The sequence below is a fragment of the Yoonia sp. 67-2 genome (assembly GCF_035117555.1).
In the GTDB taxonomy this organism is placed as follows: Bacteria; Pseudomonadota; Alphaproteobacteria; order Rhodobacterales; family Rhodobacteraceae; genus Yoonia.
The window spans coordinates 16,513-35,603 of record NZ_JAYKPK010000004.1; the positions used below are offsets into that span (position 1 = coordinate 16,513).

Genomic DNA, 19,091 nt, shown 5'->3' on the forward strand with positions numbered 1-19,091 from the left:
TTTGCAGACCCGCTGGCAAGTGTGCTGCCGCGCGCGCCATGGTCAGCGCCGGGCAAAGCCGCTAATCAGGTCACAACAAAGGCATTTGGGGCGGTCAGGTGATCACATTCGACTGGGTTTTCTTTGCGGTGGGGATTCCCGCCATCATGTTTGGCGGCATTTCGAAAGGCGGTTTCGGCTCTGGCGCGGCCTTTGTCGCGGGGGCGATTCTGGCGCTGGTGGTCCCGCCCGGGCTGGCGTTGGGGATCATCCTGCCGCTGTTCATGCTGGTCGATGCCGCGACCCTGCGCCCGTTCTGGAAACAATGGCACTGGCCATCGGCCAAGGGGATGATGCAGGGTGCTGTGCCGGGCTGTATCATTGGTGCTGTGCTTTATACGCTGGTCGATGCCGATCTGTTCCGGCTGTTGATCGGGGTGATCTGTCTGGCCTTCGTGGCGTTCCAACTGGCGCGCAGTCTGGGCTGGCTGCAGGTTACGCAAATGCCGTTTTCGCGCCCCTTTGCGTGGGCGGCGGGGCTTGTTGGCGGGTTCACCAGTTTTGTCAGCCATGCGGGCGGTCCGCCGACGGCGATTTTTCTGCTGTCCCAAGGGCTGAGCAAAACGGCGTTTCAGGCAACGACTGTCCTGACATTCTGGGCGGTCAACTGGATGAAAGTGGTACCTTATGCCTATCTGGGGATTTTTTCGCTCGAAACGCTGAAGGCCAGCGCGGTGCTGGCCCCTTTCGCGCTGCTTGGGGCCTATATTGGCGTCAAAGCGCATCGGCTGGTGCCTGAGCGCGCCTTTTTCGCACTGACCTATGTGTTGCTGGTGGCGACAGGCCTGCGGTTGATCTGGGTCGCATTGGCCTGAAACCGTTTCAGGTTCAGTGATCTGCCAATGGCGATCTGCGGTGTAGTTTGCCTGCCTTGGTGTCACTGTCGCGTTCGTTGCTGGCGAAAACAGGCGTCATCCAAAACCTTCCCCGCGGGGAAGGTTTATCCCGCCGGGCGTCCTGCCACGCTGGTCAAGGATCGCGATCTTCCCCGCGGGGAAGGTTTTATCTGCTTTGCCGGGAATATCCACGTGCGGTGCGCGGTGGCCCATAGCTGTCTGGTCGCGCGCGGCGGATTGCGCTGGGGGCATGACCCAGAACATCGCCGCGATCGCGAGGAAAACGTAAGGGATGTGATGATCATTTCTGGCCTCGTTCATTGCGGGGTTTTGGTGCCTTTGGGCCAATCTACACCACAAAGATTGAGAAAGAGTTAACGCCACGCCGCGTGTTTCGTGCTGCATTGCGGCAAGATCGGGGTTGAATCATCGACAAGTTTCTGCCCATGTTCGCGCAAGATTATTGCGAGGTAGATTCGATGCATGACCGTCCCACCCGTTCTGCGCTTTATATTCCCGGATCTAAGGATCGGGCGTTGGACAAGGCGCGCGGCCTGCCTGTTGATGTGATTCTGTTCGATCTGGAAGATGCCGTCACCCCCGATGCCAAGATTGCCGCGCGTGATACGCTTTTCGCTGCCTTAGCCGGTGGCGGCTATGGCCCGCGCCAGCGGATTGTGCGTATCAACGGGCTGGAGACGGAGTGGGGTCAGGCGGATGCTGCCGCTGTCGTGGCGATGGATTGCGATGCAATTCTGTTGCCCAAGGTCAACAGTACGGCGGATGTCGATGCTTTGGCGGCTCTGGTCCCTGATCTGCCGATCTGGGCGATGATGGAAACCCCGCAGGGCATATTGAACGCCGCCAGCATCGCGGCACATCCGCGCATTGCGGGCTTCGTGATGGGCACCAATGATCTGGCCAAGGATATCGGGTCGCGCGGGCGGCCTGCGCTGATGCTGGCCTTGCAGATGTGCCTGCTCGCGGCGAAAGCGGCGGGAATCGTGGTGCTTGATGGCGTTTACAATGCCTTTCAGGATGACGGCGGCCTGCGCGCTGAATGTGCCGAGGGGCGCGACATGGGCTTTGACGGCAAGACGCTGATCCATCCGGCGCAGATCGCGATCACCAATGCCACCTTTGGCCCGACCGAGGATGATATCGCGCTGGCCCGCCGTCAAATCGCGGCCTTTGAAGAGGCGCAGGCCCAAGGCCAAGGCGTGGCCGTTGTGGATGGCAAGATCGTTGAGAACTTGCATATCGTCACCGCACAGGCGACTTTGGCCAAAGCAAAAGCCATCGCCGCATTGGAGAGCGTATGACACTTCTTATTCTGGGCCTGATCTTGTGGTCGGGCGTGCATGTCTGGAAACGCGTGGCCCCTGACAGCCGCGCCAGCCTTGGCGATAACGGCAAATGGGTCGTCACGATCGGCGCCGTGCTGGGGATCGTGCTGATGGTGATCGGCTATCGCGCGGCGGAAGGCGCGGTGTTCTGGGGCCGCAGCCCGGCGATGACCGGGATCAACAATCTGCTGATGATCTTCGCGGTCTATCTTTATGCCGCGAGCGGCGCAAAGACCCGGATCACCCGCACAATCCGCCATCCGCAATTGACTGCTGTCAAGGTCTGGGCATTGGCGCATTTGCTGGTGAATGGCGACGTGCCGTCTTTCGTGCTGTTTGGCGGTCTGCTGGCATGGGCCGTGGTCGAAGTGATCCTGATCAACCGTGCCAACCGGGGCTGGACCCCGCCGCCTGTCGCGCCGATGAAGAAAGAAGTGACCGCTGTTGTGGCGACTGTCGTTGTCTTTGCGGTGATCGCGCTTGTTCACAGCTGGCTTGGCTATAACCCGTTTGGATAACCCGATGAAAATCTATCGTTTACTGACCGAAGACGACACATCCGCCTTTTGCCACAAAGTTTCTGACGCTTTGTCCAAGGGTTGGGAGCTTTACGGCAGCCCGACCTATGCCTTTGATCAGGCCAATGGCGTGATGCGCTGCGGGCAGGCGGTGACCAAGGAGATTGATGCGCCCTATTCGCCCGAGATGAAACTGGGCCAGCAATGACCAAGACCAACGCGGGTCGGTTTTTCGAGGATTACGGCGTTGGTGATGTGATCACACATGCGGTGCCGCGCACGATCAAGATGGGGGAGCGGGCGCTCTATCATGCGCTTTACCCCGCGCGGCATGCGCTGCATTCGTCTGATCAGTTTGCGCAATCCTGTGGTTTGCCGTTCAGCCCGCTGGACGATCTGGTGACGTTTCACACTGTCTTTGGCAAGACCGTGCCGGATGTGTCGCTGAATGCCGTGGCGAATCTTGGCTATGCCGAAGGGCGCTGGATCACGCCGCTTTGGCCCGGCGATACGATCACCGCGACGTCAGAGGTGATCGGGATCAAGGAGAATTCCAACGGCACCTCGGGTGTGGTCTGGGTGCGCACCACCGGGCGCAATCAGCATGGCGAGGTGCTGCTGACCTATGTGCGCTGGGTGATGGTGCGTAAGCGCGGGTCGGGACCCGCGCCACAGGCGGTTATCCCGGAGCTTGACGCTGTGGTGCTGGCGTCGGATCTGGTCGTGCCGCAGGGGTTGGATTTCACCCATTACGATTTCGCGCTGGCGGGCGAGCCGCATCGTTTGCGCGATTATGCGGTGGGCGAGGTGATCGACCATGTCGATGGCGTCACGATTGAAGAAGCCGAGCATATGCTGGCCACAAGGCTGTGGCAGAATACCGCCAAGGTGCATTTTGACGCGACCAACCGGGATGATGGCAAAAGGCTGATCTATGGTGGGCATGTGATCTCGCTTGCGCGGGCCTTGTCGTTCAATGGCTTGGCCAATGCACAGATGATCGTGGCGCTGAATGGTGGGGCGCATGCGAACCCGTGTTTTGCCGGGGATACGGTCCGGGCATGGTCCGAGGTGCTGGATCTTGCAGAGACATCTGCGCCCGGTGTTGGCGCGATCCGGCTGCGGCTGGTCGCGACCAAGGGGCAGGCGGGTGTCTTGCGCGGGGCGGATGGGAAATACGGGTCCGACGTGTTGCTGGACCTTGATTACTGGGCTTTGATGCCGGTTTGACATCGCTTTTGCGATGCCAAGCCTCCGGCGGGGATATTTGAGCTCTGACGATGATGAAGGTGTGATCACAGCTGAAAAAATCGTGATCACAAATAGAAAAAACTGGCCGGGCGCGGCATATTCACGCGGAAAAACCCTTGTGCCGCGCGTGACTCTGGCGGTGGAATGGTGCAAGTAGGAAGCCAAGGCGCTGTCGAGCCGGACAGCATCAAGCCACTGAAGGGAAGACTTATGGCCGACGTGAACCGGGGCAATCGCCCGCTTTCGCCGCATCTTTCGATTTATCGTCCGCAATGGACCTCGATCACATCCATCCTCGTGCGGATCACCGGCAATGCGCTGATCGTTGCCGCACTTTTGATCGTGTGGTGGTTCGTCGCCGCCGCAAGCGGGCCAGAGGCTTTTGCCACCGCCGATGGCGTCATCAGAAGCTGGTTCGGCAAGCTGGTCATGTTCGGGTCGATCTGGGCGCTGTGGTATCATTCCCTGGGAGGCTTGCGTCATCTGGTCTGGGATTCAGGCCGGATGCTCGATGTCGATAAATCCGAGATGGCGGGTCAGATGATGGTCGTGCTGTCAGTGATCCTGACGATTTTCACTGTGATTGTGCTGTAAGGAGTATCAAAGATGGCATTTCTGACAGATCGCAAACGCGCCACGGGCACAGGCTCGGCGAAATCCGGCACGCATCACCATTGGCAGATGATGGTGACATCCGTGGCCTTGCTGGTGCTGATCCCTTTCTTTGTCTTTACTTTCGGTGCGATCCTTGGCGCGCCCTATGAAGAGGTGATCGCCTATTACCAGCGGCCATTTCCTGCCGTGGTCGCCATTCTGACCATGCTGGTCGGGTTTTTCCATTTCCGGCTGGGTGTCCAAACCCTGATCGAGGATTATGTTCATGGTCTGGCACGTAAGGCCGCGATCATCGGCATGATTTGTCTGTCTTACGCAGCGGCGGCGTTTGCGGTTTTCGCAATCATCCGCATCGCATTGTAAATATTTTCGGAGCAATACCAGATGGCCGCTTATGAATACGAGACACATACCTATGACGCGATCGTCGTAGGGGCAGGGGGTGCCGGTCTGCGCGCCACTTTGGGCTTGGCCGAACAAGGGCTGCGAACGGCCTGTATCACCAAAGTCTTTCCGACCCGGTCGCATACGGTTGCCGCGCAAGGCGGGATCGCCGCATCCTTGTCGAACATGGGGCCGGATCACTGGCAATGGCATATGTTCGATACCGTCAAAGGCTCGGATTATCTGGGCGATACTGATGCGATGGAATACCTTGCGCGTGAAGCGCCCAAGGCGGTTTATGAGCTGGAACATTACGGCGTGCCGTTTTCGCGCACCGAAGAAGGCAAGATCTACCAACGCCCCTTTGGCGGCCATACCACCGAATTCGGTGAAGGCCCTGCGGTGCAGCGCACCTGTGCCGCCGCTGACCGGACCGGCCATGCGATCCTGCACACGCTTTATGGCCAGTCGCTGAAGCAGAAGGCCGAGTTCTATATCGAATATTTCGCGCTTGATCTGATCATGTCCGATGACGGTATCTGTCAGGGTGTGATCGCGTGGAAGCTCGACGATGGCACGATGCATGTGTTCAATGCCAAGACTGTCGTGTTGGCTACCGGCGGTTATGGCCGCGCCTATTTCAGCGCCACCTCTGCCCATACCTGCACCGGTGATGGTGGCGGCATGGTCGCGCGGCAGGGGCTGCCGTTGCAGGATATGGAATTCGTGCAGTTCCACCCGACCGGGATCTATGGCGCTGGTTGCCTGATTACCGAAGGCGCGCGTGGCGAAGGCGGTTACCTGACCAATTCCGAAGGCGAGCGTTTCATGGAACGCTATGCGCCGAATTACAAAGACCTCGCACCGCGTGACTATGTCAGCCGCTGCATGACGATGGAAATCCGTGAAGGGCGCGGTGTGGGCGCAAACAGCGACCATATCCACCTGAACCTGAACCATCTGCCGAAAGAGGCTTTGGCCGAACGTCTGCCGGGTATTTCTGAAAGCGCGCGCATCTTCGCCGGTGTCGATGTGACCAAGGAGCCGATCCCGGTGCTGCCGACCGTGCATTATAACATGGGCGGTATCCCGACCAATTATTATGGTGAGGTGTTGAATCCCACTGCCGAAAATCCAACTGCCATCGTCCCGGGCCTGATGGCTGTGGGCGAGGCGGGTTGTGCCTCGGTCCATGGCGCGAACCGGTTGGGGTCGAACAGCCTGATCGATCTGGTGGTCTTTGGCCGCGCGGCGGCGATCCGGGCGGGGGAGGTTGTGGACCGCAACGCACCGAACCCGACGTTGAATCAGGCGTCTGTGGATGCCTGTTTTGACCGTTTCGATGGCGTGCGCCATGCCAAGGGCAATGTCGGCACGGCAGAGCTGCGGCTGGAGATGCAAAAGGCGATGCAGGCCGATGCGGCGGTGTTCCGCACCGATAAGACCCTCGCCGAAGGTGTCGCCAAGATGACTGCGATTGCAGGCAAGATGGATGATATCAAGGTCACGGATCGCAGCCTTGTCTGGAACTCTGACCTGATGGAAACCTTGGAACTGGCGAATCTGATGCCAAACGCGCTGGCGACCATCGTCGGGGCCGAGGCGCGCAAGGAAAGCCGGGGTGCGCATGCGCATGAAGACTACAGCGCGCGCGACGATGAAAACTGGCGTGTGCACACTTTGGCCCATGTCGATGGCGCGAAAACGACGCTCAGCTATCGCCCGGTGATCACCAAGCCGCTGACGACCGAAGCTGAAGGCGGGATTTCCGAAGACCGGATCAAGCCGAAAGTGCGGACCTTCTGATGCGGATCCTTGCGGTGATGTTCGTGGCGTTGGCGGCCTGTGGGCCGGTCACGCCCGAACGCGCCGCAGATCGGTGTGAAGAACGCGCCCGCGATGCGCAGGGTCCGACATTCGGCGGCACTGTCGGGGTGAACAGCAATAGCGGGGCTTTCGCCTCGGCCCGGATCGGCATCACCTCTGATGCGATCCGGGGCCGCGACCCGCTGGAAGTATATGATAGTTGCGTCTTTGGTCTGACGGGTGAGCCGCCGATCAGACCGGCACGACTGAGATGATGATGCGGGCCTTGCGCCTGTGATTGAAGGAAAGAGCAAATGGTACAACTGACGCTTCCCAAGAATTCCCGCATGACGACAGGCAAGACCTGGCCCAAACCCGCAGGTGCCACGAACCTGCGCAAGGTGCAGGTCTATCGCTGGAACCCCGAGGATGGGAAAAACCCGCAGTTGGATACCTATTTCCTCGATATGGATAATTGCGGCCCGATGGTGCTGGACGCGCTGATCAAGATCAAGAATGAGATTGATCCGACCCTGACCTTCCGCCGGTCCTGCCGGGAAGGCATCTGCGGGTCTTGTGCGATGAATATCGACGGGATCAATACTTTGGCCTGTATCTATGGCATGGATGAGATCAAGGGCGATATCAAGATCTACCCCTTGCCCCACATGCCGGTGATCAAGGATCTGATCCCCGATCTGACGCATTTCTATGCCCAGCATGCCAGCATCATGCCGTGGTTGGAGACGAAGTCGAACGAGCCTGCCAAGGAATGGAAGCAGTCGATCGACGACCGCAAGAAACTTGACGGGCTTTATGAATGCGTGATGTGCGCCTGTTGTTCGACATCCTGCCCGTCCTATTGGTGGAACAGTGACCGTTATCTGGGGCCAGCGGCGCTGCTGCATGCCTATCGCTGGATCGTGGACAGCCGGGACGAGGCGACGGGCGAGCGGTTGGATGATCTGGAAGATCCGTTCAAGCTCTATCGTTGCCATACGATCATGAACTGCGCCAAGACCTGCCCCAAGGGGCTGAACCCGGCCAAAGCCATCGCCAGCATCAAGGGCATGATGGTGGAGCGGGTGGTTTAAGAAAAAACTTTTAAGCCTCCGGCGGGGATATTTAGGCTCTGACGATGAATAAGATACCTGAGGATGCCGAGGCCCGCCGGGCGGTGAAGCCGGTGATCTGCTATCCGGTGGAAACATTGCCGCAGCCTGACATGGCGCTGTTGCAGCGTGCTGCGGCAGGGGCGCAGGTGGCCGGGCGCGTGATCGTGCCACAACGCGAGGCGGCGTCGATCCGGGTGCCCGCGGGCCATGTGTTGCGGATTTCATCGGTGGACGGGCCGCAGGTTGGTGATCTGAACCTCTTTGCTGCCGATAATCTGGATGAGCATTTCTATTCCGGAAAGACCCGCGCCTTGCATGGCACGCATGTCACCACCGGCGACAGGCTCTGGTCGTGCTTTCCCTATCTGCGTCCGATGGCGACCGTGGTGGCGGATACATTGGGCTGGTATGGCATCGATGAATTTGGCGGCTCGGTGCATGACGTGATCGGCACGCGCTGCGATCCTTATACAGGACGGTTGCTGTCCGGCGTGGATTACCACCATTGCTGCCATTCCAACCTGACCCGCGCCTTGGCGGATGCGGCTGATCTGCCTTTGGCGCAGGCCGAACGCCATGTGCATGATGTGCTGAATGTCTTCATGTGCACCGGCTTCACCCGCGACACTGGGCAATATTTCATGAAAGCGAGCCCGGTGCGCCCCGGCGATCACCTTGATCTGTTTGCCGAGATTGACCTGCTTGCCGTGCTCAGCGCCTGTCCGGGCGGCGATTGCAGTGCGGAACATTCCTCTGACACCGCCGCCTGCTATCCGCTGCTGATGGAGGTGCTGGCACCGCAGGCGGGTGATCTGGATGGTTGGGTGCCGCCTGCGGTCAATGGATATGACGGGTCGCACGGGCGCTAGGCGAAGGCGGCCTGTAGTGCGATTTCGACCATATCGCCGAATGATCTTTCACGATCCTCTGCAGGCAGCGCCTCGTGTGTGATCAGATGGTCGCTGACCGTCAGCACGGCCAAAGCGCGGCGTTTGTAGCGGGCGGCGAGGATGTAAAGCTCTGCCGCTTCCATCTCCACCCCCAGAATGCCGTGGCGCATCATCTGCTCGTTTAAATCGGGGCGTTCGTCGTAAAAGACATCCGATGAATAGATCCCGCCGACATGGGTTTTCGTGCCTTTGGCCTGTGCGGCCTGATAGGCTGCCATCAGCAGGCCAAAATCAGGCGTAGGCGCAAAGTTCAGGTCTTTGAAGATTCCGCTGGATGGCGTGGATAAGGTCGTCGTCGACATCGCCAGAATGACATCGCGGATGCCGACATGATCCTGCATGCCGCCGCAGGACCCGATGCGGATCAGTGTCTGCGCGTCATAGTCGCGGATCAGCTCATTGGCGTAGATCGACATCGACGGCATCCCCATCCCCGATCCTTGGATCGTCACCGGATGGCCTTGCCATGTGCCGGTGAAACCCAGCATGCCGCGCACCTGATTGATGCAGCGGGGATTGTCGAGGAATGTCTCTGCCGCCCATTTCGCGCGATAAGGATCGCCGGGCATGAGAACTGTGGGGGCGATATCATCTTTGGCGGCACCGATGTGAACTGTCACGCGCATCTCCTTTTTCGGGGGATGCTACAGCTTAGCGGTGGAAAGCGGGAGAGGGCAAAGACCCTTTCCCGCTATATTCTCAGATTTCCATTGCTTCGGGCGATGTGCCATCGGCCAGCGCGGATTTGAACCATTGTGGCTGACGGCCTTTGCCGGTCCAGGTCTGGCTTGCGTCTTCGGGATTGCGGTATTTCGCAGGTGCGGTGGATTTCGGCCCGGCCTTGCCTTTGCGGCCCGCCATCTGGCCGGTAATCTCTGCCAGAGAGAAGCCGTGATCGGCAGCGGCTTTTTCGGCAGCGGCGAGAGCCGCTTTTTTGTCTTTTTCCGCCACGTCGACCAATGCTTTTTCAACTTGCAGTTTGAGGCTTTCGAGCTGTGCGCGTGACATCGCAGAAAGATCTATTTTCATTTTGTTTTCCATCGTCAGGTTATGTTTGATCACCGGTATCCATACAATTAACAAAAGAAAATGGAAATTGTTCCGCTATAGCCAAAAAGATATGATTATTCTGCTGCGGCTGACCTTGGATCAGCGAGCGTGACGATATCTGCCATGATCTTATTCAATTCAAAATCTTTCGGGGTATAGACTTTCGCGACGCCCATCGCGCGCAAGGCAATGGCGTCATCGTCGGGGATAATACCGCCCGCGACCACCGGAATATAGCCCAGACCTGCTGCTTGCAATTTTGTCATCACCTCGCGCACCAATGGCACATGCGATCCCGACAGGATGGAAAGCCCGATCACATGCGCGCCGTTTTCGCGGGCAGAGGTGATGATTTCATCCGGTGTCAGCCGGATTCCGTCATAGGCGATATCCATGCCGCAATCGCGCGCCCGCGCTGCGATCTGTTCGGCACCGTTGGAATGGCCATCGAGCCCGGGTTTCCCGACGAGGAATTTCAGCCTGCGCCCCAGCGCGGTGCTGACCTGATTTACCTGTTCGCGCAGATCATCCAGCCCTTCGGTCCGGTTGGACGGGTTGGCGCTGACCCCTGTGGGCGCGCGGTATTGGCCAAAGACGGCGCGGATCACGTCGGCCCATTCGCCGGTCGTCACACCCGCACGCGCGCAGGCGATGGAGGAGATCATGATATTGATGTCGCTTTGGGCGGCGTCGCGCAGGGCTGTCAGGGCGTCGCGCACGGCTGCAGGGTCGCGCGCGGCTTTCCACGCGTCCAGGCGGGCCAGTTGATCCGCCTCAGCCGCGGGGTCGGCGATCATGATCGCATCGTCACCGGCGGTCAGCGGTGATGGTTCGCCCGCCTGCCATTTGTTGACGCCGACGACTGTTGTCGCGCCGCTTTCGATCCCGGCTATCCTTGCCGCATTGCTTTCGACCAGCCGCGATTTCATATAGCCGATGGCCTTAACTGCGCCGCCCATCCCGTCGATCTGCGCAAGTTCGGCGCGCGCACCTTCCTTCAATTCATTCACCTTACGATCAATTGCGGGATTCCCGTCAAACAGATCATCAAATTCCAAAAGATCGGTTTCATAAGCAAGAATCTGTTGCATCCGCAGTGACCATTGCTGGTCCCAAGGGCGTGGCAGGCCCAAAGCCTCATTCCAGGCGGGTAATTGCACGGCGCGGGCGCGGGCGTTTTTGGACAAAGTTACCGCTAACGTTTCCAATAAAATACGGTAAACGTTGTTTTCGGGTTGCTGTTCGGTCAGCCCCAATGAATTGACTTGCACGCCATAGCGGAAACGCCGGTATTTCGCATCTTCCACGCCATAGCGATTGGCGCAAATTTCATCCCAAAGTTCGACAAAAGCCCGCATTTTGCACAATTCGGTGACAAACCGGATACCGGCATTCACGAAGAATGAAATCCGCCCGACCATTTCGGGGAAATGTTCATCGGGGACTTTGCCGCGCAGATCGTCCAGCACGGCTGTCGCGGTGGCCAGCGCGAAAGCCAGTTCTTCCTCGGGTGTCGCACCCGCCTCTTGCAGGTGATAGGAACAGACATTCATCGGGTTCCATTTCGGCAGATGTTCGCGGGTATAGGCCGCGACATCGGTGATCATCCGCAAGCTGGGTTCCGGTGGGCAGATATAGGTGCCACGCGACAGATATTCCTTGATGATATCATTCTGCACCGTGCCTTGCAGGGCGGTGATATCAGCGCCCTGTTCCTCGGCCACGGCGATATAGAGCGCCAGTAGCCATGGGGCCGTCGCGTTGATCGTCATCGACGTGTTCATCTGGTCCAGCGGGATATCATCGAACAACATCCGCATATCGCCCAGATGCGCGACTGGCACACCCACCTTGCCGACCTCGCCCTTGGCCAGAATATGGTCGCTGTCATAGCCGGTCTGCGTCGGCAGATCGAAAGCCACCGACAGGCCGGTCTGCCCTTTGGCAAGGTTGCCGCGATAAAGCGCATTGGACGCCGCAGCCGTCGAATGGCCGGCATAGGTACGGAACAGCCAAGGGCGGTCTTTTTGCATCTGCGACATGGGGCTACTCCTGAATCACTATGCGCAATTAAATTACGCGACATGCCATTTATGGGACATTTTGTGGCGCTGTCAATTCGCTGCATCGCAGCATGACGGGATTTACCTTGGGTCGTAACCCTGTCAGTTTCGCGTCATGACGCAAACCATATCCTTGCCGGTCTGGGCCTTCGTGCTGATTGTCCTCTTCGCCGGGGTCACTTTTGCGTCGCATTTCCTGTTTCCCTCGGTGCGCTGGTTTTTCCGCAAACGCGCCGAACGTGTGATCGCGCGGGTCAACAAGAATCTGCAGCGCCCGATCGAGCCGTTCAAGTTGGCCCGCCGCTATGACATGATCCAGCGCCTGATCTACGACCCGCAGGTGACGCAGGCGATTGTGGACCATGCGCGCGCCAATAATGTCCCCGAAAACGTGGCCTTTGAAAAAGCCCGCCATTATGCGCGCGAGATCGTGCCATCCTTTTCCGCGACCGCCTATTTCAGTATCGGGATCAGGATCGCGCGCTGGCTGTCGAAATCGCTCTATCGCATTCAGCTTGGCACGCTGGACCGTAAACGCATGGCCGAGATTGATCCCGATGCCGCCGTTGTCTTTGTTATCAATCATCGCAGCAATATGGATTACGTGCTGGTGACCTATCTGGCTGCCAATGCTGGGGCCTTGTCTTATGCGGTGGGGGAATGGGCGCGGATCTGGCCGCTGTCCTCGATCATCCGCGCGATGGGGGCCTATTTTATCCGGCGGCAATCGCGCGGCGCGCTTTATCGGCGGGTGTTGTCGCGCTATGTCCAGATGGCGACGCGGGGTGGTGTGACACAGGCCGTGTTCCCTGAAGGCGGGCTGACGCTGGACGGCAAACTCGCCGCGCCGCGCACGGGTCTGCTGAATTACATCATCGAGGATTTCGATCCCAAAGCGCGCGAGGTGATCTTTGTCCCCGTCGCGCTGAATTATGATCGCGTGCTGGAAGACACGATCCTGATCGCCGCAGGCAAATCCGGCACCCGCCGGTTCCGTCCGCCGCTGTGGCGGCTGTTGCGCAGGCTTGGTCATCATCTGTGGCTGCGGCTGACTGGGCGGTTTCAGGGCTATGGCACAGCCTCGGTCAGTTTCGGCGAACCTTTGGAATTGTCGAAATTCGTGTCCACCGGGACCCCGGATTTAACCCAGAAGGTGGCCCAGACCCTGATGCAGCGCATCGCCGATGTGACGCCGGTGACTGGCGTGCCGCTGATCGCGCGGCATCTGCTGGCGGCAGGGCCGATGTCAAAGGATGCGCTGATCGCGGACGTGGCGCAGTCCTTGCAGCTGTTGCAAGCCCGACATCTGCCGCGCCCGCGCCGCCCTGCACCTACTTTGGTGCCTGATGTGCTGGAAAGGTTGATCGCGCGCCGCCTGATCACGCAGCAGGGCGATATCATCACGGTGACCGAGATCGGAACCCCGATCCTGACCTACTACGCCAATTCGATTGCCCATCATTTCGACAACATCGCAGAGCCCCTGTCTCTTTCTGCAACGCAGCAGACATAAAATTACAAAATATGATCCATCGGTGTTGCAATGTTGCGCGCTGCTTCGTATCAATCCGGTAAGCCCGCGTGATTCTGCACTGCGGCACAAACCGGATAGACGGCGATGGAGATGGAAATGGCCCTTGATCTGACCACTGGTGAAGCCGCCTATGCGGCCGAACGCAAAGACCTTTACGCGATGGGTGAAATGCCGCCCTTGGGCCATGTGCCCGGACAGATGCATGCCTGGACGATCCGGCGTGAACGGCATGGGGAACCTGAAAAGGCGTTCCAGCTTGAGGTGGTGGAAACCCCAGCGATTGATTCAGGCGAGGTGCTCGTCCTCGTCATGGCGGCGGGCGTGAATTACAACGGCGTCTGGGCAGGTTTGGGCGAACCGATCAGCCCGTTTGATGGCCATGGCGCGCCTTATCACATCGCCGGGTCAGACGCGGCGGGCATCGTCTGGGCCGTGGGTGACAAGGTCAAGCGCTGGAAAGTCGGCGATGAGGTCGTGATCCATTGCAATCAGGACGATGGCGATGATGAGGAATGCAACGGCGGCGATCCGATGTATTCGCCCAGCCAGCGGATCTGGGGCTATGAGACGCCGGATGGGTCTTTTGCCCAATTCACCCGCGTGCAGGCGCAGCAATTGATGCCGCGTCCGCAGCACCTGACATGGGAAGAAAGTGCCTGCTACACGCTGACACTGGCCACCGCGTATCGGATGCTGTTCGGCCATGAACCGCATGACCTAAAACCGGGGCAGAACGTGCTGGTCTGGGGTGCTTCGGGTGGGCTCGGGTCCTATGCGATCCAGTTGATCAACACGGCGGGTGCCAATGCGATTGGGGTGATCAGCGACGAAAGCAAGCGTGAATTCGTGATGTCGCTGGGGGCCAAAGGTGTGATCAACCGCAATGATTTTTCCTGCTGGGGACAATTGCCCAAGGTCAATACCGCCGAATATAACACCTGGCTGAAAGAGGCGCGCCGTTTCGGCAAGGCGATCTGGGACATCACCGGCAAAGGCAAGAACGTCGATATGGTGTTCGAACATCCGGGTGAGGCGACATTTCCAGTGTCATCGCTGGTCTGCAAAAAAGGCGGCATGGTCGTGATCTGCGCGGGCACCACCGGGTTCAATTGCACCTTTGACGTGCGTTATATGTGGATGCATCAGAAACGGTTGCAGGGCAGCCACTTTGCCCATCTCAAACAGGCGAGTGCGGCCAACAACCTGATGGTCGAACGCCGCTTGGACCCTTGCATGTCGGAATGTTTCGCCTGGTCGGAAATTCCGCTGGCCCATACCAAGATGCGCCGCAACGAACATAAGCCCGGCAATATGGCGGTGCTGGTGCAGGCCCCGGTGACAGGTCTGCGCACCTTTGCCGACACGATCGAAGCGTCGCGGGAGGGGCGCTGAGATCACCCCGGCGCGCCATCGCCACCGGGTGGTGGCGCGTGAGAGGGCAGGATGCGCGCCGCGCGGGAGTATTTTGAACAAAGCGAGTGAACCTTCCCCGCGGGGAAGATTTTCGCTGTGATGGATGATAAGGCGGTGGTGACGCGGGGCGGGCGCAGATAATGTCGCCGTCATGAATGCACCTGTGATCACCTTTTCCGAAGATCAGGCCGAGGCCTGGGATAATGTCGCAACCGCCCTGCGGCAGGCCGGTGTCGATCTGGATGACAGCCTGCTGCAACCCCCGCAAAGCGATGCGTCCTCCGTTCTGGCCGTGATCGGCAAGGCCGGGTCGGGCAAGACCATGCTGCTTGCCGCGCTTTACAAGGCGCTGGCCGAGGCGGGTGTCGATATCATTTCCGGCGATTGGGAAGGGCGCAAGCGCAAGGATCGCCGCACTTTGGCGATTCTGGCACCGACCAACAAGGCCGCCAGCGTCTTGCGCAACCGCGGGGTGCCTGCGACGACGATTCACCGGATACTTTATACGCCTGTCTATGATCCTGAATATGAAAGGATCGCCGAATGGCTGGCAGGGCAGGGTGAGCGGCCAGAGATCGAAGGCCTGACCGAAATCGCATTGGACCGCGCCTGGGCATCCTATCAGATTAACACTTCTGTGCCTGCGGCGCTGGCGGCGGCGGGGCTGCGCGGCAGTGATTTCATCACCGGCTGGAAACGGCGCGAAGAACCGCTCGATATCGGCTTTGTCGATGAAAGTTCGATGCTGGATGCCAAGCAATTCGATGATCTGAAAGAGATTTTTCCGACCCTGCTACTGTTCGGTGATCCGGCGCAATTGCCCCCCGTGCAATCCAGCGGCGGGATGGTGTTTGAAACACTGCCCAAATCCCGCGTTCTGACGCTAAGCCGGATTCACCGGCAGGATGCGGATAATCCGATCCTTGATCTGGCCCATGCTTTGGCCGATCCGATGATTGATTTCTACGCTTTTGAACGGCTGGTCGCCGAAGCCGCCGCGCGCGACGAGCGTGTCGTCATGGCGCAACGGGTCGAGGCGGATCTGATGGCGCGCTCCCCCTGTCTGGTCTGGCGCAATGCGACGCGGATCAAGCTGATCCATGCGTTTCGATCCGCCTTCAATGCGCCCGTCGATGCGCTGTTGCCGGGCGAGCCGCTGATCTGTGACGGGATTGAGCTGCCGCTGAAACACCGCAAGAAACGGCTGGATCTGGAGGCACGGGGGCTGATCAAAGGCGCGCAGGTCATCTACCTCGGCCCCGGCAAGAAACCCGGTTTTTCGCGGCTGCATGTGATCGGGGCAGAGGACCCGCGCATTTCTGCGGCCAGTATCGTCAAGATCGAACTCGAAGGTGACGCCGAACCCTTCATCCCTTTCGCCGCGCGGATGGGGGCGACGTTCCTGCATGGCGCGGCTGTCACGATCCACAAGGCGCAGGGGTCGCAATGGGATACGGTGCAGGTCTTTGCCCCCGATATCGAAATTGCCAGCCGCATGGGGCGGATGGAGGCGGGCCAGCCGTTGTGGAAACGCCTGGCCTATGTCGCGATCACGCGGGCGGAGACGCAATTGCGCTGGGTCGTGCGCAACCGGCTGGCGCGACCGGAATTGGCGCTGGGGGTCGATGATCTGGAGGTGCCGGTGTCCACATTGGAGTTGAAAGCGGAGGAATTATGAAAACCATCATCATCACAGGCGCAAGTGCCGGGATCGGGCGCGCCACGGCGTTGCATTTTCTGGATAATGGCTGGCGCGTCGGATTGATCGCGCGCAGGCCAGAGGTTCTGGCCGAAATGGCCCATCCCAATGCTGTGCCCTTGCCCTGCGATGTGACCGATGAACGGGCGGTCGATGCGGCCTTTACCAGTTTTGGCCATCTGGATGTGCTGTTCAACAATGCGGGCATGTTCGGGCCACAGACCACGATTGACGAGATCGCGCTGAATGACTGGCGCGCGGTGCTGGATGTGAACCTGACCGGCATGTTCCTTTGCGCCCGCGCGGCGTTCCGCCAGATGCGGCATCAGACGCCGATGGGTGGGCGGATCATCAATAACGGGTCGATTTCCGCGCATACGCCACGGGAAGGGTCGGTCTGTTATACCACGACTAAACATGGGGTGACCGGGTTGACCAAGACCCTGACACTTGATGGGCGCGCCTTCGACATCGCCTGCGGGCAGATCGATATCGGCAATGCGCGCACCGAATTGGTGCAGGGCCTGGAACTGAAACGCGCCGCTGAAGGCCTGCCGCCTTTGCCCACTATGGCTGTCGAAGATGTCGCCCGCGCCGTATTTCACATGGCGTCCTTGCCGCCAGAGGCGAATGTGCAAAGCATGATGGTCATGGCATCCACGATGCCGCATATCGGGCGCGGCTAGCGGCGCAGCATGCCAAAGACGGCAGAGGCCAGCCAGCCTGCGCCCGCCGCAATCGCCAGTGACATAAGGCCATAGAGAAAGGCCTGCGTATGCGCGAGGTTATAGAGCCAGCGTTCCAGCCCGACCTTGCTGACCGGGATCGTGGTCAGATAATCGTCGATCACCACGCCGTCGCGGGTCAGATAGATATGGGCAGTATAATCGCCCTCGGTCAGGGTTGCGGGCAGGGAAATCGCGCTGCGGAACAAAGTGTCCTGATCGAGTTGCACCGCCCCTTCCAGCATCTGATAGAGGTTCTGATCGGTTTTGATCCTGATCAGCGCCTCGGTAAAGGCGGCGCTGTCGGGGACGGTGGCCCCGACAGCCCGGATCGCGCGGGGGATGGTGATCTGATTGCGCAGGTCTTCGACATCGCGCAGGACTTCGGAGATCGGGGCGGTGGTGGCGACGGCATAAAATGACGGCGCAGCGCTGACATCGACGGCATCGGTATTGACCCAGATGCCCATGCGGCGGGCCTTGCGCCGGACGGTGACAGGCTCATCCGGTCCGGCAATCGTGACGATGACACCCAGTTCACTGTCCTGCGGGGCAGGGGCGTTGCGGCTGACCGCGCCAAAGACAATGATGTCAGAGCCTTGAAAGGTTACCGTGATCGCCACGGCATCGCGGCTGAGGCCAAGCACGATTTCCTCTGCCTTGGCAGGCAGGGCGAGCAACATCAGCAAGGCGATCACGCGGATCATCATGCGCCCCTCACGCCAAGCGAATACAGTTCGGATGGCATCACCAGCAGATCAAAGGCCAGCTTGCCGCAGACCAGCAGCACCAGCATGGCCAGCAGGATGCGTAATTGTTCCGCCTTCATCCGCAGCCCGATCCGCGTGCCGACCTGCGCGCCGATCACGCCGCCAATCAGCAAAAGCATCGCCAAGAGCACATCAACCGTCTGGTTGGTCGTGGCATGCAGCATCGTGGTAAAACCCGCGACAAAGATCACCTGCAACAAGGATGTGCCGATCACCACTTTGGTCGGCATCCCAAGGATATAGATCATTGCAGGCACCATGATGAACCCGCCGCCAACCCCCATGATCGCGGCCAATATCCCCACGACCATCCCCACCATGATCGGCGGAATGACCGAGATATAAAGGCCTGACACTCGGAACTTGATCTTGAACGGCAGGGCATGGACCCAATTATGCTTGCGCCGCACTGGCACCGCACCCGGTTTGCTGGCGCGCCTGATCGCGCGCAGGCTTTCGACGAACATCAGCGCGCCGATGGCCCCCAGAAAGATCACATAGCAAAGCTGGACCAGCAGATCGACCTGACCTTGGGCGCGCAGGTAGTTGAAGATCACGACACCAATCGCCGATCCGACCAAACCGCCGGCCATCAGCACGCCACCCATCACCAGATCGACCGTCTTGCGTTTGAAATGCGCGAGCACGCCCGAGATGGATGAGGCCACGATCTGATTGGTGCTGGTCGCGACCGCGACCGCAGGCGGAATGCCGATGAAAAACAGCAAAGGCGTGATCAGAAACCCGCCGCCGACGCCGAACATGCCGGATAACACGCCGACCATGCCGCCCAAGCCCAGCAAAAGGAAGGCATTGACCGACACCTCGGCGATGGGCAGGTAAATGATCATTGAACGGTCCGGGACTTGGGGCCAGTGCAGGCACAAAGCACCTTATCCGCGTCAGTGTCAAACCTTGACGGGCGTTCTGGCTGCAATTGCAGCATTTGTGCCCGCCACTGCTGTTGCGGCGCTGAA

Annotated in this window: 20 protein-coding genes; 15 read left to right on the plus strand and 5 right to left on the minus strand. The window is 59.4% G+C overall.

The window, feature by feature from the left end:
* Positions 1–98: 98 nt before the first annotated feature.
* The 11 genes from VOY09_RS07610 to VOY09_RS07660 all read left to right on the plus strand — a co-directional run bounded on the left by VOY09_RS07610 (position 99) and on the right by VOY09_RS07660 (position 8,779).
* Positions 99–854 (plus strand): sulfite exporter TauE/SafE family protein, encoded by a 756-nt coding sequence (locus VOY09_RS07610; protein WP_322894123.1) that lies wholly within the window; start codon positions 99–101, stop codon positions 852–854.
* A 500-nt stretch (positions 855–1,354) separates the two neighbouring features.
* Positions 1,355–2,197 (plus strand): CoA ester lyase, encoded by an 843-nt coding sequence (locus VOY09_RS07615; RefSeq protein ID WP_322894149.1) that lies wholly within the window; start codon positions 1,355–1,357, stop codon positions 2,195–2,197.
* Entirely contained in the window at positions 2,194–2,739 is a 546-nt protein-coding gene (locus VOY09_RS07620) for an NnrU family protein (RefSeq protein ID WP_322894122.1), read from the plus strand. Before VOY09_RS07615 ends, VOY09_RS07620 begins: the two co-directional genes overlap by 4 nt.
* Before the next feature lie 4 nt (positions 2,740–2,743).
* The gene (locus VOY09_RS07625) at positions 2,744–2,947 is read left to right on the plus strand and encodes a DUF1737 domain-containing protein (RefSeq protein WP_322894121.1); all 204 of its coding nucleotides are present in this window, start codon (positions 2,744–2,746) and stop codon (positions 2,945–2,947) included.
* Positions 2,944–3,969 carry a MaoC family dehydratase gene (locus VOY09_RS07630; RefSeq protein WP_322894120.1) on the plus strand — a complete coding sequence of 342 codons (1,026 nt, stop codon included), beginning with the start codon at positions 2,944–2,946 and terminating at the stop codon, positions 3,967–3,969. Before VOY09_RS07625 ends, VOY09_RS07630 begins: the two co-directional genes overlap by 4 nt.
* Before the next feature lie 231 nt (positions 3,970–4,200).
* Positions 4,201–4,584, plus strand: a complete 384-nt coding sequence (gene sdhC, locus VOY09_RS07635; RefSeq protein ID WP_322894119.1) for a succinate dehydrogenase, cytochrome b556 subunit — start codon at positions 4,201–4,203, stop codon at positions 4,582–4,584.
* A 12-nt stretch (positions 4,585–4,596) separates the two neighbouring features.
* Complete coding sequence (sdhD, locus tag VOY09_RS07640) at positions 4,597–4,968, plus strand: succinate dehydrogenase, hydrophobic membrane anchor protein (protein ID WP_322894118.1); 372 nt, start codon at positions 4,597–4,599, stop codon at positions 4,966–4,968.
* A 21-nt stretch (positions 4,969–4,989) separates the two neighbouring features.
* Positions 4,990–6,795, plus strand: coding sequence for a succinate dehydrogenase flavoprotein subunit (gene sdhA / locus VOY09_RS07645; protein WP_322894117.1), 1,806 nt, complete (start codon positions 4,990–4,992; stop codon positions 6,793–6,795).
* A complete protein-coding gene (locus VOY09_RS07650; protein ID WP_322894116.1) occupies positions 6,795–7,070 on the plus strand; it encodes a hypothetical protein in 276 nt (91 codons plus the stop codon). Before sdhA ends, VOY09_RS07650 begins: the two co-directional genes overlap by 1 nt.
* Positions 7,071–7,109: 39 nt before the next feature.
* Entirely contained in the window at positions 7,110–7,889 is a 780-nt protein-coding gene (locus VOY09_RS07655; protein ID WP_322894115.1) for a succinate dehydrogenase iron-sulfur subunit, read from the plus strand.
* Between the two features lie 44 nt (positions 7,890–7,933).
* A complete protein-coding gene (locus tag VOY09_RS07660) occupies positions 7,934–8,779 on the plus strand; it encodes an urea carboxylase-associated family protein (RefSeq protein WP_322894114.1) in 846 nt (281 codons plus the stop codon).
* Here VOY09_RS07660 and deoD read toward each other — a convergent pair.
* From deoD to VOY09_RS07675, 3 genes are all read right to left on the minus strand, one after another.
* The gene (gene deoD, locus VOY09_RS07665; protein ID WP_322894113.1) at positions 8,776–9,480 is read right to left on the minus strand and encodes a purine-nucleoside phosphorylase; all 705 of its coding nucleotides are present in this window, start codon (positions 9,478–9,480) and stop codon (positions 8,776–8,778) included. The genes VOY09_RS07660 and deoD overlap by 4 nt on opposite strands.
* A gap of 79 nt (positions 9,481–9,559) precedes the next feature.
* Positions 9,560–9,889 (minus strand): H-NS histone family protein, encoded by a 330-nt coding sequence (locus VOY09_RS07670; protein WP_322894112.1) that lies wholly within the window; start codon positions 9,887–9,889, stop codon positions 9,560–9,562.
* Between the two features lie 95 nt (positions 9,890–9,984).
* Positions 9,985–11,952 (minus strand): protein meaA, encoded by a 1,968-nt coding sequence (locus VOY09_RS07675; RefSeq protein ID WP_322894111.1) that lies wholly within the window; start codon positions 11,950–11,952, stop codon positions 9,985–9,987.
* Positions 11,953–12,088: 136 nt separating this feature from the next.
* On the opposite strand from VOY09_RS07675, the gene VOY09_RS07680 reads away from it, so the two are divergent.
* From VOY09_RS07680 to VOY09_RS07695, 4 genes are all read left to right on the plus strand, one after another.
* Positions 12,089–13,486 carry a 1-acyl-sn-glycerol-3-phosphate acyltransferase gene (locus tag VOY09_RS07680; RefSeq protein ID WP_322894110.1) on the plus strand — a complete coding sequence of 466 codons (1,398 nt, stop codon included), beginning with the start codon at positions 12,089–12,091 and terminating at the stop codon, positions 13,484–13,486.
* 117 nt (positions 13,487–13,603) lie between these two features.
* Entirely contained in the window at positions 13,604–14,899 is a 1,296-nt protein-coding gene (gene ccrA / locus VOY09_RS07685) for a crotonyl-CoA carboxylase/reductase (protein WP_322894109.1), read from the plus strand.
* 172 nt (positions 14,900–15,071) lie between these two features.
* Positions 15,072–16,598, plus strand: coding sequence for an AAA family ATPase (locus VOY09_RS07690; RefSeq protein WP_322894108.1), 1,527 nt, complete (start codon positions 15,072–15,074; stop codon positions 16,596–16,598).
* Entirely contained in the window at positions 16,595–17,305 is a 711-nt protein-coding gene (locus tag VOY09_RS07695) for an SDR family oxidoreductase (RefSeq protein WP_322894107.1), read from the plus strand. The genes VOY09_RS07690 and VOY09_RS07695 overlap by 4 nt, the downstream gene beginning before the upstream one ends.
* Here the strand turns inward: VOY09_RS07695 and VOY09_RS07700 are convergent.
* Together VOY09_RS07700 and VOY09_RS07705 are read right to left on the minus strand one after the other, a co-directional pair.
* A complete protein-coding gene (locus VOY09_RS07700; protein WP_322894106.1) occupies positions 17,302–18,051 on the minus strand; it encodes a TIGR02186 family protein in 750 nt (249 codons plus the stop codon). The genes VOY09_RS07695 and VOY09_RS07700 overlap by 4 nt on opposite strands.
* The gene (locus VOY09_RS07705; RefSeq protein WP_322894105.1) at positions 18,051–18,965 is read right to left on the minus strand and encodes a sulfite exporter TauE/SafE family protein; all 915 of its coding nucleotides are present in this window, start codon (positions 18,963–18,965) and stop codon (positions 18,051–18,053) included. Before VOY09_RS07705 ends, VOY09_RS07700 begins: the two co-directional genes overlap by 1 nt.
* Positions 18,966–19,091 lie beyond the last annotated feature (126 nt).

Bases quoted from the DNA above. Each gene is read 5' to 3' on its own strand.
- VOY09_RS07660 (WP_322894114.1), top strand. From the start codon at position 7,934: ATGAATAAGATACCTGAGGATGCCGAGGCCCGCCGGGCGGTGAAGCCG.
- VOY09_RS07670 (WP_322894112.1), bottom strand. From the start codon at position 9,889: ATGAAAATAGATCTTTCTGCGATGTCACGCGCACAGCTCGAAAGCCTC.
- VOY09_RS07675 (WP_322894111.1), bottom strand. From the start codon at position 11,952: ATGTCGCAGATGCAAAAAGACCGCCCTTGGCTGTTCCGTACCTATGCC.
- sdhC (WP_322894119.1), top strand. From the start codon at position 4,201: ATGGCCGACGTGAACCGGGGCAATCGCCCGCTTTCGCCGCATCTTTCG.
- VOY09_RS07705 (WP_322894105.1), bottom strand. From the start codon at position 18,965: ATGATCATTTACCTGCCCATCGCCGAGGTGTCGGTCAATGCCTTCCTT.
- sdhA (WP_322894117.1), top strand. From the start codon at position 4,990: ATGGCCGCTTATGAATACGAGACACATACCTATGACGCGATCGTCGTA.
- VOY09_RS07650 (WP_322894116.1), top strand. From the start codon at position 6,795: ATGCGGATCCTTGCGGTGATGTTCGTGGCGTTGGCGGCCTGTGGGCCG.
- VOY09_RS07655 (WP_322894115.1), top strand. From the start codon at position 7,110: ATGGTACAACTGACGCTTCCCAAGAATTCCCGCATGACGACAGGCAAG.
- VOY09_RS07690 (WP_322894108.1), top strand. From the start codon at position 15,072: ATGAATGCACCTGTGATCACCTTTTCCGAAGATCAGGCCGAGGCCTGG.
- VOY09_RS07700 (WP_322894106.1), bottom strand. From the start codon at position 18,051: ATGATCCGCGTGATCGCCTTGCTGATGTTGCTCGCCCTGCCTGCCAAG.
- VOY09_RS07615 (WP_322894149.1), top strand. From the start codon at position 1,355: ATGCATGACCGTCCCACCCGTTCTGCGCTTTATATTCCCGGATCTAAG.
- VOY09_RS07695 (WP_322894107.1), top strand. From the start codon at position 16,595: ATGAAAACCATCATCATCACAGGCGCAAGTGCCGGGATCGGGCGCGCC.
- VOY09_RS07625 (WP_322894121.1), top strand. From the start codon at position 2,744: ATGAAAATCTATCGTTTACTGACCGAAGACGACACATCCGCCTTTTGC.
- sdhD (WP_322894118.1), top strand. From the start codon at position 4,597: ATGGCATTTCTGACAGATCGCAAACGCGCCACGGGCACAGGCTCGGCG.
- ccrA (WP_322894109.1), top strand. From the start codon at position 13,604: ATGGCCCTTGATCTGACCACTGGTGAAGCCGCCTATGCGGCCGAACGC.
- VOY09_RS07680 (WP_322894110.1), top strand. From the start codon at position 12,089: ATGACGCAAACCATATCCTTGCCGGTCTGGGCCTTCGTGCTGATTGTC.
- VOY09_RS07620 (WP_322894122.1), top strand. From the start codon at position 2,194: ATGACACTTCTTATTCTGGGCCTGATCTTGTGGTCGGGCGTGCATGTC.
- VOY09_RS07630 (WP_322894120.1), top strand. From the start codon at position 2,944: ATGACCAAGACCAACGCGGGTCGGTTTTTCGAGGATTACGGCGTTGGT.